Source organism: Pseudophaeobacter flagellatus, from assembly GCF_021228235.1.
Taxonomy (GTDB): domain Bacteria; phylum Pseudomonadota; class Alphaproteobacteria; order Rhodobacterales; family Rhodobacteraceae; genus Pseudophaeobacter; species Pseudophaeobacter flagellatus.
This window is the reverse complement of the sequence record NZ_JAJQRG010000003.1, coordinates 60,037-76,306: the sequence shown is the minus strand read 5'-3', so window position 1 is coordinate 76,306 and position 16,270 is coordinate 60,037. Positions and strand designations below refer to the sequence as shown.

At 61.5% G+C, this 16,270-nt stretch carries 10 protein-coding genes; 8 read left to right on the top strand and 2 right to left on the bottom strand.

Annotation, left to right across the window (positions count from 1 at the left end):
- Nucleotides 1-26 precede the first annotated feature (26 nt).
- The 7 genes from LRK71_RS06770 to LRK71_RS06740 all read left to right on the top strand — a co-directional run bounded on the left by LRK71_RS06770 (nt 27) and on the right by LRK71_RS06740 (nt 11,492).
- Entirely contained in the window at nt 27-1,646 is a 1,620-nt protein-coding gene (locus LRK71_RS06770; protein ID WP_232402075.1) for a thiamine pyrophosphate-binding protein, read from the top strand.
- Entirely contained in the window at nt 1,633-2,856 is a 1,224-nt protein-coding gene (locus LRK71_RS06765; RefSeq protein WP_232402074.1) for a CaiB/BaiF CoA transferase family protein, read from the top strand. Before LRK71_RS06770 ends, LRK71_RS06765 begins: the two co-directional genes overlap by 14 nt.
- Nucleotides 2,857-3,155: 299 nt before the next feature.
- Complete coding sequence (locus tag LRK71_RS06760; protein ID WP_232402073.1) at nt 3,156-4,598, top strand: tetratricopeptide repeat protein; 1,443 nt, start codon at nt 3,156-3,158, stop codon at nt 4,596-4,598.
- A 114-nt stretch (nt 4,599-4,712) separates the two neighbouring features.
- Nucleotides 4,713-5,954, top strand: a complete 1,242-nt coding sequence (locus LRK71_RS06755) for an OpgC family protein (protein WP_408635984.1) — start codon at nt 4,713-4,715, stop codon at nt 5,952-5,954.
- Entirely contained in the window at nt 5,951-7,525 is a 1,575-nt protein-coding gene (locus LRK71_RS06750; protein WP_232402071.1) for an OpgD/OpgG family glucan biosynthesis protein, read from the top strand. The genes LRK71_RS06755 and LRK71_RS06750 overlap by 4 nt, the downstream gene beginning before the upstream one ends.
- A 104-nt stretch (nt 7,526-7,629) precedes the next feature.
- Nucleotides 7,630-9,483, top strand: a complete 1,854-nt coding sequence (gene mdoH / locus LRK71_RS06745; RefSeq protein ID WP_269751674.1) for a glucans biosynthesis glucosyltransferase MdoH — start codon at nt 7,630-7,632, stop codon at nt 9,481-9,483.
- A 248-nt stretch (nt 9,484-9,731) separates the two neighbouring features.
- Nucleotides 9,732-11,492, top strand: a complete 1,761-nt coding sequence (locus LRK71_RS06740; RefSeq protein ID WP_232402069.1) for an ATP-binding protein — start codon at nt 9,732-9,734, stop codon at nt 11,490-11,492.
- A 7-nt stretch (nt 11,493-11,499) separates the two neighbouring features.
- Here LRK71_RS06740 and LRK71_RS06735 read toward each other — a convergent pair whose 3' ends face one another.
- Together LRK71_RS06735 and LRK71_RS06730 are read right to left on the bottom strand one after the other, a co-directional pair.
- Nucleotides 11,500-12,441 (bottom strand): CE1 family esterase, encoded by a 942-nt coding sequence (locus tag LRK71_RS06735; RefSeq protein WP_232402067.1) that lies wholly within the window; start codon nt 12,439-12,441, stop codon nt 11,500-11,502.
- Entirely contained in the window at nt 12,429-12,947 is a 519-nt protein-coding gene (locus LRK71_RS06730; RefSeq protein ID WP_232402065.1) for a rhodanese-like domain-containing protein, read from the bottom strand. The genes LRK71_RS06735 and LRK71_RS06730 overlap by 13 nt, the downstream gene beginning before the upstream one ends.
- A 386-nt stretch (nt 12,948-13,333) precedes the next feature.
- On the opposite strand from LRK71_RS06730, the gene LRK71_RS06725 reads away from it, so the two are divergent.
- Nucleotides 13,334-16,264, top strand: a complete 2,931-nt coding sequence (locus tag LRK71_RS06725; protein ID WP_232402063.1) for a monovalent cation/H+ antiporter subunit A — start codon at nt 13,334-13,336, stop codon at nt 16,262-16,264.
- The last annotated feature ends 6 nt before the right edge of the window (nt 16,265-16,270 follow it).

Sequence of the window (16,270 nt, the reverse complement as noted above, 5' to 3'; positions counted from 1 at the left end):
ACCATCAGCAACAGTGGGATACCAAGATGACAGAAACCCTTCGCGCCGCCGATGTTCTGGCACGGCGTCTTTATGCGGCGGGCTGCCGTCACGCCTTTGGCATGCCAGGCGGAGAGGTGCTTACGCTGGTGGATGCGCTGGTAAAGGCCGGGATCCAGTTTCATCTAGCGAAACATGAAAACGCCGCCGGCTTTATCGGCGAGGGCCTGCATCACGCAGATGGCGCCCCGGTCATTCTGGTGGCGACGCTGGGACCCGGCGCGCTGAATGGGGTCAATGTGGTCGCCAATGCGCATCAGGACCGGGTGCCGATGCTGGTGTTGACCGGCTGTGTCGATGCCAGCGAGGCGCAGAGCTACACCCATCAAGTGCTGGATCACCCTGCCGTCTTTGCCGCCATCACCAAGGCCAGCTTCCGGCTGGAGGCAGAGGTCGCGGATATCATTGCCGACAAGGCCGTCTCGCTGGCCTGTGCACCGCGCAATGGGCCGGTGCATATTGATGTGCCAATCTCGGTCGCGGATCAGCCCGCACGGGATCGCGGGTGGCGTCAAGCCCCCCCCGCCCCGACCCAGCCCGCGCCCGCCGCCCTGTCCCAGGCCCGCAGCTGGCTGGCGCAGGCACAGCGCCCGATGGCGATCATTGGCCTGGATGCCCTGCAGGAAAACGCCAGCCACGAACTGCGCGCCTTTCTAGAACACCACCAGATCCCCTTTGTCACGACTTACAAAGCCAAAGGCATCCTGCCCGAGACCCATCCCCTGTGCCTGGGGGCCGCAGGGCTGTCCCCCTTGGCCGATACCCACCTGCTGCCGCTGATCCAGCGCGCTGATCTGATCCTGGGGCTGGGCTATGACCCGATCGAAATGCGCCCCGGCTGGCGCAATATCTGGGATCCCGCCGCCCAGCGCGTGATCGACATCACCCCGGAAGCCAACAGTCACTACATGCACCAGGCCGGCCTGGCATTTGTTGCCGCTCTGAAACCCACACTGGCGGCCCTGACGGGGCGCAGCACGCCCGCCTCTGGCACCACATGGCCCTGCGCCAGCCCGACAGCCGTACAAACCGCCTTGGCAGAGGCCTTCCCCGGCCACGACGACTGGGGCCCTGCCGCAGTGATCGCGCAATGCCGCGGCAGCCTGCCTGAAAACACGCTTGCCACTGCCGATAGCGGGGCGCATCGCATCCTGCTCAGCCAGATGTGGCAGTGCAACGCCCCACGCGCGCTGATCCAGTCCTCGGGCCTGTGCACCATGGGCTGTGCTGTGCCCATGGCCATTGGCCGCAAACTGGCGGCCCCCGACCGCCCAGTTGTCAGCTTTTCCGGGGATGCCGGGTTTCTGATGGTAGCCGGAGACCTGGCCACCGCGGCCGAACTGGGGGTTGCGCCGATCTTTGTGGTCTTTGCCGATGCCAGCCTGGCGCTGATCGACCTGAAACAACGCCAACGCCAGTTGCCCAATGCCGGGGTTGATCTGGCCAGACACGATTTTGCAGCTATTGGCCGCGCCTTTGGCGGCAACGGAGTAACGGTGCGTAACCGCGATGCATTGAACAAAGCACTACAACAGGCCTTGGCCTCGGACCGCTTCACTGTCATTTCTGCCGAAATAGAACCCGGAGGATATGATGGACGCATCTAACCCACAGCCAGACGCAACCCGCAGCCCGCTAAGCCATGGCGCCCTGAAAGGCGTCAAGGTGCTGGATCTGTCGCGCATTCTGGCCGGCCCTACCTGCACCCAGTTGCTTGGCGATCTTGGCGCCACCGTGATCAAGGTCGAGAACCCCAAGACCGGCGGTGATGACACCCGCCAGTGGGGCCCGCCCTATGTGATCGATGCGGTCGGCGAACAGTCTGACCTGTCAGCCTATTTCATGGCCGCCAACCGCAACAAGCGCTCTGTCGCGGTGGATATCACCACGGCAGAGGGCCAGGCGGTGATCCACCGGCTTGCAACGCAAGCGGATATCCTGGTCGAAAACTTCAAACCCGGCGGGCTGGCCAAGTATGGACTGGATTATGCCAGCGTCACCAAAGACCTTCCAGGGCTGATCTATTGCTCTATCTCGGGCTATGGCCAGACCGGACCCAACAGCCACAAACCCGGCTATGACCTGATGGCGCAGGGCTATGGCGGTCTGATGTCCCTGACCGGCGATCCCGAAGGCCAGCCGGTGAAAGCAGGCGTTGGCATCGCCGATGTAATGTGCGGCATGTATGCGACCATCGGTATTCTGGCCGCATTGCATCACCGCGACACCACCGGCGAAGGCCAGCAAATCGACCTCGCGCTGGTCGATGCGCAGATCGCCTGGCTGATCAACGAGGGCGTTGGATACCTCAATACCGGCAGCCTGCCGCAGCGGCGTGGCAACGAACACCCCAGTATCGTCCCCTACGGGCTTTATGAAACATCGGATGCGCATGTGATCCTGGCAGTAGGCAATGACAGCCAGTTTCGTCGCTTTATGGAATTCCTCGGCCTGGAAGGCCTGGCAGAGGATCCCCGCTTTGCCACCAACCCTGCCCGGCTGCAGCACCGTGGCGCACTGAACGATATTCTGATCCCGGCGCTTAAGCGGTTTTCCATGGATGCGGTGATCGCCGGCATGGAGGCCCGCAAAGTGCCCGCAGGCCCGGTACAGACCCTGGACCGCGTCTTTGCTTCAGATCAGGTGGCGGCCCGCGACATGGCGATTGAAATGCAATCGGGGGCCGGGCCGGTACAGCTGCTGGGCAATCCGCTGAATTTCTCGCGCACGCCGGTGACCTATCGCCATGCGCCGCCCCAGTGTGGCGAAGCAAGCGCCGACATTCTTGACGCGCCAGACCCCTTTGCCAAGGCCTGAGAACACCCCCCCGTCGCTGCCACCCCTGCGCAGGCCCTGACAGGGGCAGGACAGACAGCCAAATGTTACAAAAGCCCTCAAGCCTCCGCCTTCCCAGCGGGGGCTTGCTCATCTTTAAGCGATCTAGCGTCAAAAGGCCTGAAAAACCGCCTGATTTTGCGGGGGAATTCCACCATAGGCCAAGATTTGCACACGCTTAATCACCAAAGCGAGAGCAGCGTCGCTTGGGCCTGCCTGCTGGTTTAACCTCTGCACACCCCTCGTGCGGTTTGCGCACCCCGGCAGAGAATGGACCTTCAATGACGCAAGATATTTTTGGACAAGAAACCAGCCTAAGCTGCGCGATCAGCCAGCAGCACTGGGATGCGGTGCAAATGGGGGTTTTGGCGCATTCCGCCAGTACGGCCGATCATCTTGGCGCGCTGCTCAACACGGCCCCGGATTTTGCCCTGGCCCAGGCGATCAAGGGCATTTCGCTGCTGATGCTGGGCCGCAGCGAGTTGCTGCCCATGGCGCAAGATGCACTGCAGGCGGCGCAACTGGGCTATGAATCTGCCCTGCCGCGGGAACGCAAATATATCGAGGCCCTCGCCGCTTGGCTGAATGGCCAACCCTCCCGCGCGATAGAACGGATGGAACAGGTGCTGGCAGTGGATCCCTGCGACAGCCTGGCGATGAAGCTCAGCCATGGGATCCGTTTTATTCTGGGCGATGCCAAGGGCATGCGGGCTTCGGTCGAACGGGTGCTGCCCGCCTATGCGCCCGATCATGCCGGTCGCGGCTATCTCTTGGGCTGCCATGCCTTTGCGCTTGAGGAAACCGGCGCCTATGAGCGCGCCGGGATCGCCGGGCGTCAGGCACTGTGGCTGGCCCCGGACGATGCCTGGGGGCTGCATGCGGTGGCCCATGTGCATGATATGACCGGGGATGCCTCTGCCGGGTTGCGCTGGCTGAACGGTCGCGAACAGGCCTGGGCCCATTGCAACAACTTCCGCTACCATGTCTGGTGGCACAAGGCGCTGATGCATCTTGACCTGGGGCAGACCGACCAGGCGCTGGCGCTCTATGATACCGAGGTGCGCAAGGATAAAACCGATGACTACCGCGATATTTCCAATGCCACCTCGCTGTTGATGCGGCTAGAGCTGGAGGGCGTCGCCGTTGGCAACCGCTGGCAAGAGCTCTCGGAGCTTTGCGCCAACCGCACCGAAGACGGCAGCTTGATCTTTGCCGATCTGCACTATCTGATGGCGCTGACCGGCCCCGACCACAAGACGGAATCCCGCCGCCTGATCCTGCGCATCCACGCCGATGCCCGGCAGCGCGACACAGAGGCCCAGCAGCGGATGGCCACCCCCGGCTGTGGCGCAGCGCTGGGGCTAGAGGCCTTTGGTGAGGGCAACTATACACAGGCCTTTGCCCATCTGTCCGGAGTACGCGCCAGCCTGCACCTGGCCGGGGGCAGCCATGCCCAGCGCGATGTGTTTGAACGTATGACCATCGACGCGGGCCTGCGCTGCGGCGCCTTTGATACGGTGGAACACATCTTGGATGATCGGCGCGCCAAACGCGGCGGGCGCGACGACAACTATGCCCTGGCCCGGCGCGCCCTGATTGCTGCCGCCCGCAGCGACACAAAGCACGAGCTGGAAACACAATCCAAGCATGAATTCGGCGGGAAGATGCCACCCGTTCGGCGGGAAGACGCCATCCCTGTCGCTCCCACAGTCCCTGCCCGCTGAATTGCCCTTTTCAAGATGAGAAAAGAACCTCACACACGCTCTTGAAAATCAACAAGGAATAACCCAATGGCGGAGATTTCGCCTTTTCCCTCCTCCCAGAAAAATGCAGGGCCAATGAACGCGGCATCAGCTGCCAACCAGGCTGCATCCCCGGCAATCTCTTCGGCTTCCGCAGACCTTCGCACGCGCGATCCCAGGCTGGATTTTTATCGCGGCATCGCCATGTTCATCATCCTGGCAGCCCATATTCCGGGCAACCGCTGGACCGGATGGATCCCGGCGCGGTTTGGCTTTTCCGATGCAACAGAGATCTTTGTCTTTTGCTCTGGCATGGCCTCGGCCATTGCCTTTGGCGGTTCCTACGCGCGCAATGGCTGGGCCCTGGGCAGCGCCCGCGTGCTGTTCCGCTGCTGGCAGGTGTTCTGGGCCCATATCGGGTTGTTCTTCTTCGTCGCCATGACCATGGCGACGCTGGACACCTATGGCAGCTTTGACAAAAGCTATATCAACAGTCTGAACCTGCAGCATTTCTTTGACGATCCCGCAGCGCAGCTGGTTGGTCTGTTCACTCTGACCTATGTGCCGAACTACTTTGACATTCTGCCGATGTATCTGGGTGTGCTAGCCCTGCTCCCCTTGATGATGGCGCTGGCGCGCGGTCATCTTTGGCTGGTTGCGCTGTGTTCTGTGCTGCTCTGGCTTGCGGCAAATCCCTATCTGATCGGCCTGGGACCGAATGGGTTGTCCTTCCCGGCTGAGCCATGGTCCCAACGTGAGTGGTTCTTCAACCCGCTTGGCTGGCAGCTTTTGTTTTTCACCGGCTTTGCCTTCATGAAGGGCTGGCTGCCCCCGCCGCCGACCTCGGCGCTCTTGGGGGCTGTCGCAGCGGCCTTTTTGATCCTGTCAGCGCCGCTTGGCTCCTGGAAGGTGTTCTTGTGGCTGGATGCCGCCAATGGTGATCTGGCTGACGCGATCCGTCCCTGGTGGGCCGCCAGCGCGCAGTGGCGCGAAAAGACCGATTTTGGCCTGCTGCGCTATGCGCATTTCCTCGCCCTGGCCTATCTGGGCTGGCTGTTGGCAGGCGAAGGCGGCAAGCGCCTCATTGCCTCGGGCCACAGCCTGGGGGCACGGCTTTGGGCAGGGCTGCTCGGCATCATCAGCAAGGTCGGCCAGCAAAGCCTTGCGGTCTTTGTGTTTTCCATGGCCCTGGCCCGGCTGATTGGCTTTGCTCTGGATCAGACAGACCGCGGCATCCTGATCACCGCACTGGCCAATCTTGCGGGCTTTGCCCTGATCATTGCCTGCGCCTATGGCGCCGGATGGTTCAAATCCCACCCCTGGAGAGCCAAGCGATGACCCCATTCACCCGTCGCACCTTTCTGGGGGCCGCCCTCAGCAGCACCCTGCTTTCCCCCCTGCCGACAGCAGCCCAGGCTGCGCCCGACCCGACGCCCTTTCACCGCGATCATGTGGTGGCGCGCGCGCGCAGCCTGGCCCAACAGCCCTATCGACCGCGCCCCGAGGTGCCGCAGGACTGGCAGGATCTCACCTATGATCAATACAAGGCCCACAGGTTCCGCACCAAACGGGCGATCTGGGCCAAGACGACGCGCAGCTACAATGTCGATCTGTTCCTGCCAGGGCTGTATTTTCGCCAGGCGGTGCAGATCAACACGGTCGAGGAAGGCCTGGCGCGCCGGGTCGGCTTTGACATGGATCTGTTTGAACGCGGAGAAATTGCGCCGACACTCAGCCAGGCAGAGACCCTAGGCTATAGCGGCTTGCGACTGCGCACCCCCCTGGATCAGCCCGACAAAAAGAACGAATTCTGCGTCTTTCAGGGCGCCAGCTATTTCCGCGCCATTGGCATCGGCCAGACCTATGGCCTGTCGGCGCGGGGATTGGCGTTGAAAACCGCCGACCCCATGGGCGAAGAATTCCCCGACTTTGTGGAATTCTGGCTGGAAGCCCCAGCACCGGGGCAGACCCATATGGTGGTACATGCGCTGATGGATTCACCATCTGTGACCGGGGCCTATCACTTTCGCATCACTCCCGGCACCACCACGATCATGGATGTCGAGGCCCAGCTCTTTGCCCGCGCGGACCTGCCACATATGGGACTGGCGCCGCTGACATCTATGTTTTTGTTTGATCGCACCAATCGTCACCGTTTTGATGATTTCCGCCCCAATGTGCACGACAGTGACGGGCTGTTGATCCACAATGGCAACGCAGAGACCCTCTGGCGGCCACTGGCCAATCCCACCCATTTACAGATTTCCTCTTTCGTGGATTCCGATCCACGCGGTTTTGGCCTGATGCAACGCAGCCGCCACCTGCAGGATTTTGAGGATCTCGAAGCCAACTACCACCGTCGCCCCGGTCTCTGGGTGGAACCCAAGGGCCGCTGGGGCAAGGGCGCGGTCACCCTGGTCGAAATCCCAGCTGACAAGGAAATCTACGACAATATCGTCGCCTATTGGCGCCCAGATGCCCCGGTCAAAGCCGGGCAAGAGCTGTCGCTGGCCTACCGGCTTTCCTGGGGAGAAGAGCCCGCCCCCCCTATGGCAGATGCCACCACAGCCGCACCCGGCCCCCAGGCAGCTTCGCCTGTGCCCCCCCTGGCACGCGTCATTGACACCGCAGCGGGTGCCCGCATATTTGGCGAACCCGGGCGATTGATGACGGTGGATTTTGCGGCCCACCCGCTGTTGGCGGGCGACCCGGAAGATATCGAGGTGCATCTGTCCTCGCCCGATGTGGAAACCACCCCCGGCGTGTTGCAGCGCAACCCAAGCACCGGCGGGCTGCGTCTTGCCTTCAGCTTTACGCCCAATGCACAAAACAATGTCGAACTGCGGTTGCAATTGCGCCGTGCCGGGAAAGCCGCAAGTGAAATCTGGCTCTATCGGTGGACCGCATGACCCAGCTGCCTGATCCAACCGGGGCGCTGCCTGAGGCCCCGCTAACCATCCATCTGGCCACAGGGGGTGCAGAAGGCGCGCAAGACACGGTGGGCACAGACCTGATGCCCCCCTTGATGCCAATGGAGATGCCCCAGCAGGATTTCACCGCGCCATTTCACGACCGACACGCGCCGCAGGGCGCGCCGCGGCCGCAGGTGGCTCTCTGGCGCATTCTGGCCTTTTCGCCCGCCATGCTGGCCACGGCCGCGCTAACCTGGGTGATGCAGGGCTGGTTTGCCATCGGCGGATTCATGGGACTTGAACTGCTGCTTCTGGCGCTGATTGCCTTTAATTTCTTCTGGATCTGTTTTTCGGTCTCAACCGTGATCCTGGGGCTGTATTCGCTGTCAAAACGTGACCACAGCCGCCCCATCGGCCAGGTGACCCCGATGCAGGTGGCGCTTTTGGTGCCCGTCTACAACGAAAGCCCCTGGTATGTGCTGGGCAATGTACGGGCGATGCTGGAAGAGCTGAGCCGCGCCGGCGGTGCCCATAGCTATGCAATGTTCATCCTGTCGGATACCCGCGATGCGGACCTGGCCGCGCAGGAACGGCTGAGCGTTGAGGCCTTGCGCGCCGACCTGCCACCGGGAACAGCGCTGTACTATCGCCGCCGGGCCCGCAATACCGGGCGTAAGGTCGGCAATATCAGCGACTGGCTACGGCGCTGGGGCGCGGGATATGAGGCCATGCTGGTGCTGGACGCCGACAGCCTGATGACCGGCCGCGCCATTGCCCGGCTGACCGATGCGCTGTCGCGCGATCCCTGCGCCGGGCTAATCCAGAGCTTTCCGCAACTGATCGGTGCCCAGTCCATTTTTGGCCGGATGCAGCAATTTGCCAATGGCGTCTATGGGCTTGCCCTGGCGGAAGGGCTGGCCCGCTGGACCGGGCATGAAGGCAACTATTGGGGCCATAACGCCATTCTGCGTACCCGCGCCTTTGCGGCCTGTGCCGGCCTGCCCAAGCTGCGTTCGCGGCTCAGCGGGCGCAAGCACTTGATCATGAGCCATGATTTTGTCGAGGCCGGCCTGTTGCGCCGGGCCGGCTGGCGGGTGCGGTTCTTGCCACGCCTTGGGGGATCTTATGAGGAAACTCCCGCCACCCTGGTGGACCACATCCTGCGGGATCGCCGCTGGTGCCAGGGCAATCTGCAACACCTGAACCTGTTGGGCGCGCGCGGTTTTTTCGCCATGTCGCGGTTTCACCTGCTGCATGGGGCCATTGGTTATCTGATGGCGCCAATCTGGTTTGCGCTTTTGGTGATCTGGGCGTTGATCGGCCTGGGCGAAAACCGCTCGGTAATCCACTATTTCAGCGTCACCAATCCTTCGCGCCCCTCTTGGCCCGATATGTCAGAGCCACGCCACGTACTGGTGATTTTACTGATCTATGCCATGTTGTTGGCCCCCAAACTGCTGGCGGTGCTGGCACTGGCAATGACCAGTCGGCGGCTTGATCAGTATGGTGGCCCGGCGCGCTTTGCGCTCTCGACCATCTGCGAAATCCTGTTGGCGGTGCTCTATGCACCTATTCTGATGGTACAGCAGATGATTGCCGTTCTGCGCACCACCTTTGGCATCCAGCGGGGCTGGTCAGCCCAGGCGCGCGAAGGCGGGCACTATGGGCTGCGTCATCTGCTGATCTGTCACGCGCTTGAAACCATAAGCGGATTTGCACTCTGTGGCGGTATCCTGGCCGGGTTTGTGTCGCTTTGGCTGCTGCCAATTGCGCTGTCACTGGTGCTGGCGGTGCCGTTGTCGGCGCTCTCTGGCTGGCGCGCAGGGACCTCAAGGCGTGGATGGATGGCCACCCCTGTGGTCTATGCCGAACCGCAAATCACCCGCGCCGCCGACCGCTATCGCCGCAGCTTCAAACGCTATCTCGATATGCAACGCCAGCACCCCGCAGAATAGAACAGCCCATACACGCCGCAGACTAGAAAAGCGATATTCTTGCAACCCTGATGCGCTTCACATAACCTCGTAGAAAGCGTCTGCTGCGTAACCATTTCCCGGAGGATCGTCCACTGAGCCCCTATCTGAGCTTGGATCTTATTCCCTTACTAGCGGGGCTAAGCATCATCGGCGCCCTCCTCTTCGCCTCAAGGCGTCTTGCCCTGCAACACGCTGGACTGCGGGTTGTGATCATCGGCGGGGTCTTGATGACGCTCTCTGTGCTGGTGCCGATCCTGCAAGATATCTGGCGGGCGGCACCACAGCCACAACAGCCAGATCACCCGATTGCCCTGATCCTCGCCCTGGGCTTCATGGGGCTTGGCGCCATTCTGGTCTTTCACGGGATGTGGACTTGGCTATCGGCACTGGATAGCCTCTCTGCCCGCATTGACGAACATCAGCAGCGCGCGCAAGAAGACCACCTGAAAGAACGCCGCCTGCGGACCATGATGCAGCACGCCCCCGAGAGCATCGTTGTGCTCGATGCCGAGGCAGACTGCCTGGTCGAGGTGAACCCTGCTGCAGAGACACTGTTTCAGTATTCCAGTGACCAGCTGGTCAACAAGAAAACCCTCTGGCAGCTGAGCCCGCCGCTGCAGCCCTGTGGCACCCCCTCCAAGGACTTGATGGAAAAATACCTAAAACAGGCCATCGATGGCGCATACCCGGTGTTTGAATGGCTGCATCACAACGCCAAAGGAGAGCCACTGGACTGCGAGGTTACCCTCGCCCAATTGCCCTCTGCAGATCAGATGCTGATCCGCGGAACCATTGTCGACATATCCAAGCGCCGCGCCGAGGCGCAGGAACGCGAAAACCTTCTGCTGCAATTGGCGGCCTCGCACAAACTGGAATCCGTCGGCCAGTTGACTGGTGGAATTGCCCATGATTTCAACAACCTGCTTGCCGTTATTGTGGGAAACCTGGAACTATTGCGCGAAAATATCACAGAGGTCGATCAAATTTCATTGATCGACGCCGGGATCGACGCTGCGCTGCATGGTGCTGATCTGACCAAGAATATGCTCGCCTTTGCCCGCAAATCGCCACTGGCCCCCGCAGAGCTGGATCTGAACAAGATCATTCGCAGCACCAAAAACTGGGCCGGCCGTACCCTGCCTGCCTCTGTCGAGATGGAAACCTCCTTGCTGGCTGGTCTCTGGCTGGTCAAGGCGGACCCCAGCTCGACCGAAAGCGCCCTTCTCAACCTCTTGCTGAACGCCCATGACGCAATGCCCGATGGTGGCCGGGTGACCATTGAAACCGCCAATGTCAGGATCGACGAGGATTACATCAGCTCTCGACAAGAGGACCTGTCGCCGGGACGCTATGTGATGCTGGCGGTCAGCGATACCGGGATAGGCATTCCGCAAGAGCTTCTCGACACCGTCTTTGACCCTTTTTTCACCACGAAATCGCCAGGCAAGGGCACCGGGCTGGGCCTGTCCATGGTCATGGGCTTTATGCACCAGTCCGGAGGCACCGTGCGGGTCTATTCAGAACCCGGCGTCGGCACCACCTTCAAGCTGTATTTCAAGGCGCTAGGCAGCGACAACGAGGAGAGCCCAGAAACTATGTCTCACATAGCCCCCAACACGACAGGAGAAACGCGCGTTCTGGTTGCCGAAGATCAGGAACAGGTGCTGGACATCATCGTCGCCACCCTGACCAAGGCGGGGTACAATGTCATCGCCGCCAAGTCGGGCGATGATGCCTATGCCCTTTTCGAGGCCAACAACGATATCGACGTCTTGCTGACTGATATCGTGATGCCCGGCTCGCGGCACGGCCCAGCACTGGCCCGCGATCTGCGGCAACTGCGGCCCGATCTGCCGGTGGTGTTCATGTCTGGCTATGCCAGCGAAGCTACGGTGCATGGCAATGGTTTGCGCCCCGAGGATATTCGCTTGATGAAACCAGTACGCAGGGCGCAGCTTCTGGAAGCGATCAAAAAGGCCACGAGCTAGGCGCGCGTCAGTCTGCCCTGCCCAAGGCAGGTTGGGGTTTGGCCGGATCACCCCACCCTGCCTCAAACCAGTCCAGCAACCAGCCTGCCCAGGCGGCAGGTACCTGGTGGCCCTCGGGGAACAGGGCAAATTCGATTTCTGCGCCAGGGGCACAATCCCAGCGGCGGCGCAGCACCGCGCCCTCGCGCCAGCGCCGCGTTGGGGCCTGCTCCTGGCAGCCATTGGTCTGGCGCCACAGCTCTAGTCCGGCAAAAATATCGCCCTGCTGAAACCGGCCACCGCCCAGAAACCGCCCCTCCAGCGGCACCACTGCGTCGGTCCAGCCATGGCTGTGAAACAGCCGTACTGGCCCGGCGCAGTGGTCCGGCTGTGGACGCCAAAAGCCGCCCGCGACCGGCGCATAGGCGGCAAAGGCATCGGGGCTGGCGCAGGCCAGATAGGTCACCATAAAGCCCCCGGCGGAAAACCCGGCCAGCACCATCGCCTGGCGGTCCAGATCAAAGCGATCGGCCGCATCCTGGGCTACCTGCTGCAAAAACCCCACCTCGTCGCGCCCCTGCCAGCCCGGAAAAAACGTCCAAGAGCGCGGGCGGCCCGCGCCGCGCGGCAATGCATCCGGCGCGATCACCGCATAGCCGCGCGCGGTCAGCGCCCCAACCAGTGTTTGATTACGCAGCGCCCCTGCACCAGAGCCACCATAGCCATGCAAGAACATCACCGCAGGTCTGCGCGGGGCCGCACCAGCACGCACAGGCGAGGGCGCAGCGACGCCGGTCTGCGGCAGGACAACATGATAACTGCCCTGTGCGATTTGACAGGCTTCGGTGTCCGCTGTCGCGCAGCCAGCCCGGGCCGCAGCGGGCCAGACAAACGCGGTGGGCAACAGCGCCAGCGCCAGTTTTGCGATCAACCGCCCAAGCTGGCGATGTTTGCCCCCTAGTTCTGCCATGGCACCACCGGCAGCTGAGCGGCAATCCAGCCAGGGCCATCGGCGGCCCCCAACATGCCCTGCGGCACGTCGATCAGGCCCGGAAACCCTGCCGCAGCCAGGGCCCGCGTCATGCGGGCAGAGCGCACGCCGCGGGCGCAGATCAGCGCAACGGGGGCGGTGCGATCCCCGGCCAAAGCCTGATCCAGAGCTGTCACAAAGTCGGCGCGGCGCATATCAATCAGCACCGCATCTTCTGCCACCCCTGTTTGGCGCCATTCCTGCGGACTGCGAATATCCACCAGGGTGATCTGGCCCGCCCGCACTGCGGCGTGCGCCTCGGCTGGGGACATACGCGGCTGATCATGGGCGACAGGCTGCTGCCGCAGCCAGATAGCACCACCTGCTGCAACCAGCCCCAAGATCGCCCCCGCACCCACAAACCCGCGCAACACCCGGCGCCGCGATGGCAGGCTGGGCGGTGCCGGTTCCTTTGCTGAGCTGTCATTTGCGTTTTGATCGAGCATATCACCCCGGTGCAATCTGGAGAAAACCAATGACGGAAACCCGCCGTGTCTCGCGCTGAGTTTTACGGCTTATATCAGTTTTGCCCAGCGCGATCAGCCCTGGCGTGGCTTTGGCTGTTCACCTTCACGTCACTGCCTGCGCGCAGGTCGGGTTCGCCCCCGACACAGACACGCAGCAACTGTGCAGTGGGACAAGTCACAAAATCCTGCGCCATATGCAAAAAAAATTGTTAGGAGAGTAAAAATCCGCCACGGGCCTGCCTACATGCGATCCACGAAAGCTACAAAACCTCACTCTTGAAACACTTACAGGGTCGTGGGGCTGGAACAGTTGCGAAAAATTGCTTAGGCGTTTGATAACCTAAGCCCAGCCAGGAGAACTGCTCGTGTCCCTGTTTTTGATTGCGGCCCTGCCGTTTCTTGGGGCGGTCTTCCCCGCCCTGTTGATCCGTGCCGGGCGCAATGCCTCGGCCTCGGCTGCGGGTCTAACCACTTTTCTTGCCTTTGCCGGGCTGTTGCTACACGCGCCAGCCATTTTTCGCGGCGAGGTCATTCAAGTGGGCGTCGACTGGCTGCCTGCGCTGGGGCTGAATGCCAACTTCTTTCTGGATGGCCTTGGCTTTCTCTTTGCCAGCATGATCCTGGGTATTGGTCTTTTGATCATTCTCTATGCGCGGTTTTATCTCTCGCGCGAAGACCCGATGGGCCAGTTCTACACCTATCTCTTGCTGTTCCAAGGCGCGATGGTCGGCATTACCCTGTCCGACAACATTCTCCTATTGCTGGTGTTCTGGGAACTTACCTCGCTGTCCTCCTTTTTGCTGATCGGCTATTGGAAACATTTGCCAGAGGGGCGCCAGGGGGCGCGCATGGCGCTGGCGGTAACCGGATCTGGCGGGCTGGCGATGATCGGGGGCATGATGATCCTTGGCAATATCACCGGGTCCTACGACCTGAGCGTGATCTTGCAAAACAAAGAGCTGATCCAAGCCTCACCGCTGTATCTGCCCGCCCTGGTGTTGATCCTGGTAGGCTGTTTCACCAAATCGGCGCAGTTTCCCTTTCACTTCTGGCTGCCGCACGCAATGGCAGCGCCAACCCCGGTCTCTGCCTATCTGCATTCGGCAACCATGGTGAAAGCGGGGATTTTCCTGATGGCACGGCTCTGGCCGGTGTTGGCGGGCACGCCCGAGTGGTTCTATATTGTCGCCACCACCGGTCTGGTGACCATGTTGCTGGGCGCGGTGATTGCCCTGTTCAAGGATGATCTGAAGGCGCTGCTGGCCTTTTCTACCGTGTCCCATCTGGGACTGATCACCATGCTCTTGGGATTTGGCACCAAGATCGCTGCGGTGACGGCAGTGTTTCACATCATCAACCACGCCACATTCAAGGCGGCGCTGTTCATGTCGGCAGGCATTGTCGACCACGAGACCCATACCCGCGACATCAACCGTCTTGGCGGTTTACGCCATCTGATGCCGGTCACGGCCACCATCGCCATAGTGGCCGCCCTGTCCATGGCAGGCATCCCACCGTTCAACGGCTTCCTGTCCAAGGAAATGATGCTGGAAGAAACAGTGCACACCCATTGGGGCAGTTCTGCCTATCTGGTTCCGGGGCTGGCGCTGCTGGCGGCGCTGTTCTCGGCGGCCTATTCCTTTCGCTTTATTGGCCATGTCTTTCTGGGCCAGCCGCGCAATGACTACCCCGCAAAGCCGCATGATCCCGGTTTTGGCATGTGGGCGGGGCCAGCGCTGCTGATGATCCTGGTGGTTCTGATCGGGCTGTTTTCGGCCACATTGGTCGGCCCGCTTGTGGCAATTGCTGCAGGCGCGGTGATTGGCGGCGCCGAACTGCCCTATTATTCGCTCAAACTCTGGCATGGGCTGACGCCTGCGCTCTATATGTCCGGGGTTGCGGTGGCGGGCGGGTTGCTCTTACTGCTGCTGCATCGCCCCCTGATGGCGGCCTGGAACGCCGCGCTGCGCCCCGAGGCAAAACAGATCTTTGATCGCCTGATGCGCGGCTTGACCAAGCTGTCGCAACTTATCACCGATGGGCTGCACAATGGGGCAATCACCCGCTATGCCTTTGTGATGATGCTGTTTATCATCGCGCTAAGCTATTACGCCTATTCCAGCGGCACGATCCAGGCGCCAACGCGCCTAGCGCAAACAGAGGGCCCGATTGCCCTGATCGCCTGGTTCTGCCTGATTGTCGCCACCCTGGCCGTGGTTGCCAAACACCGACAGCGGCAGCTTTCACTGGTGCTGATCGGGGTGGTGGGGCTGGTGGTCTCTTTGGGGTTTAACTATCTGTCAGCGCCCGACCTTGCCCTGACGCAGCTGTCGGTTGAGGTTGTGACAATGATCCTGCTGCTCTTGGCGCTGAACTTCATGCCCAAGGACAGCCCCATTGAATCCCCGCTTTGGGTGCGGCTGCGCGACGGTGGAATTGCGGTGATCGCCGGGCTGGGTGCGGCAACGCTGATCTATATGCTGATGCTGCGCGACTTTTCCATGCCAAGCATTTCTGAATTCCACCTGGCCAATTCCTACAAAGGCGGCGGCGGCACCAATGTGGTGAATGTCATTCTGGTGGATTTCCGTGGCTATGACACCTTTGGCGAGATCATCGTGCTCGGCATTGCTGCGCTGGTGATCTATGCCCTGACCGAAGCAGTTCTGGGCACGCGGGTGCGCGCCTATCTGCTCAACCGTAAACCCGACATGCCGCAGGCCGGCGATGCCCACCCAATGATGATGGTTGTAGCCACGCGAGTGATGATGCCACTGGCCCTGATGGTGGCGGCCTATATCTTCTTCCGCGGCCACAACCTGCCGGGCGGCGGCTTTATCGCCGGGCTGATCACAGCCATTGCCCTGCTGATGCAATATATGGCCTCGGGCTTTAGCTGGGCCTCGGAACGGCAGCGGATGTTCTACCATGGCACCATCGGGTCGGGGGTGCTGATTGCAGCGGCCACCGGGCTTGGCTCTTGGTTTGGTGGTGTGCCCTTCCTGACCAGCGCCTTTGGCTATATCCATTGGCCCCCGCTGGACGAATTTGAATGGGCCACTGCTGCCCTGTTTGACTTGGGCGTTTTCCTTGCGGTGGTTGGCGCGGTGCTTCTGGCGCTTGAAAGCCTGGCACGCTTTGCCTGGCAGCCGGGGATTTCATCTGAACATGCGATGGATATCAACCCCGCCCGTGATGATCTGGAACAGGCTCAGCTGCAGGCGCAGGCGCCGGGGAAGCACCCTGGCCTGCAAGCCCCCGGCCCGCATGACCCAAGCACAAAAGGCGAAGTGTAACGATGA

Excerpts from the sequence above, each read along its gene's own strand:
- LRK71_RS06765 (WP_232402074.1), top strand. The coding sequence starts at position 1,633 with ATGGACGCATCTAACCCACAGCCAGACGCAACCCGCAGCCCGCTAAGC.
- LRK71_RS06755 (WP_408635984.1), top strand. The coding sequence starts at position 4,713 with ATGAACGCGGCATCAGCTGCCAACCAGGCTGCATCCCCGGCAATCTCT.
- LRK71_RS06770 (WP_232402075.1), top strand. The coding sequence starts at position 27 with ATGACAGAAACCCTTCGCGCCGCCGATGTTCTGGCACGGCGTCTTTAT.
- LRK71_RS06750 (WP_232402071.1), top strand. The coding sequence starts at position 5,951 with ATGACCCCATTCACCCGTCGCACCTTTCTGGGGGCCGCCCTCAGCAGC.
- mdoH (WP_269751674.1), top strand. The coding sequence starts at position 7,630 with ATGCCCCCCTTGATGCCAATGGAGATGCCCCAGCAGGATTTCACCGCG.
- LRK71_RS06760 (WP_232402073.1), top strand. The coding sequence starts at position 3,156 with ATGACGCAAGATATTTTTGGACAAGAAACCAGCCTAAGCTGCGCGATC.
- LRK71_RS06740 (WP_232402069.1), top strand. The coding sequence starts at position 9,732 with ATGACGCTCTCTGTGCTGGTGCCGATCCTGCAAGATATCTGGCGGGCG.
- LRK71_RS06730 (WP_232402065.1), bottom strand. The coding sequence starts at position 12,947 with ATGCTCGATCAAAACGCAAATGACAGCTCAGCAAAGGAACCGGCACCG.
- LRK71_RS06735 (WP_232402067.1), bottom strand. The coding sequence starts at position 12,441 with ATGGCAGAACTAGGGGGCAAACATCGCCAGCTTGGGCGGTTGATCGCA.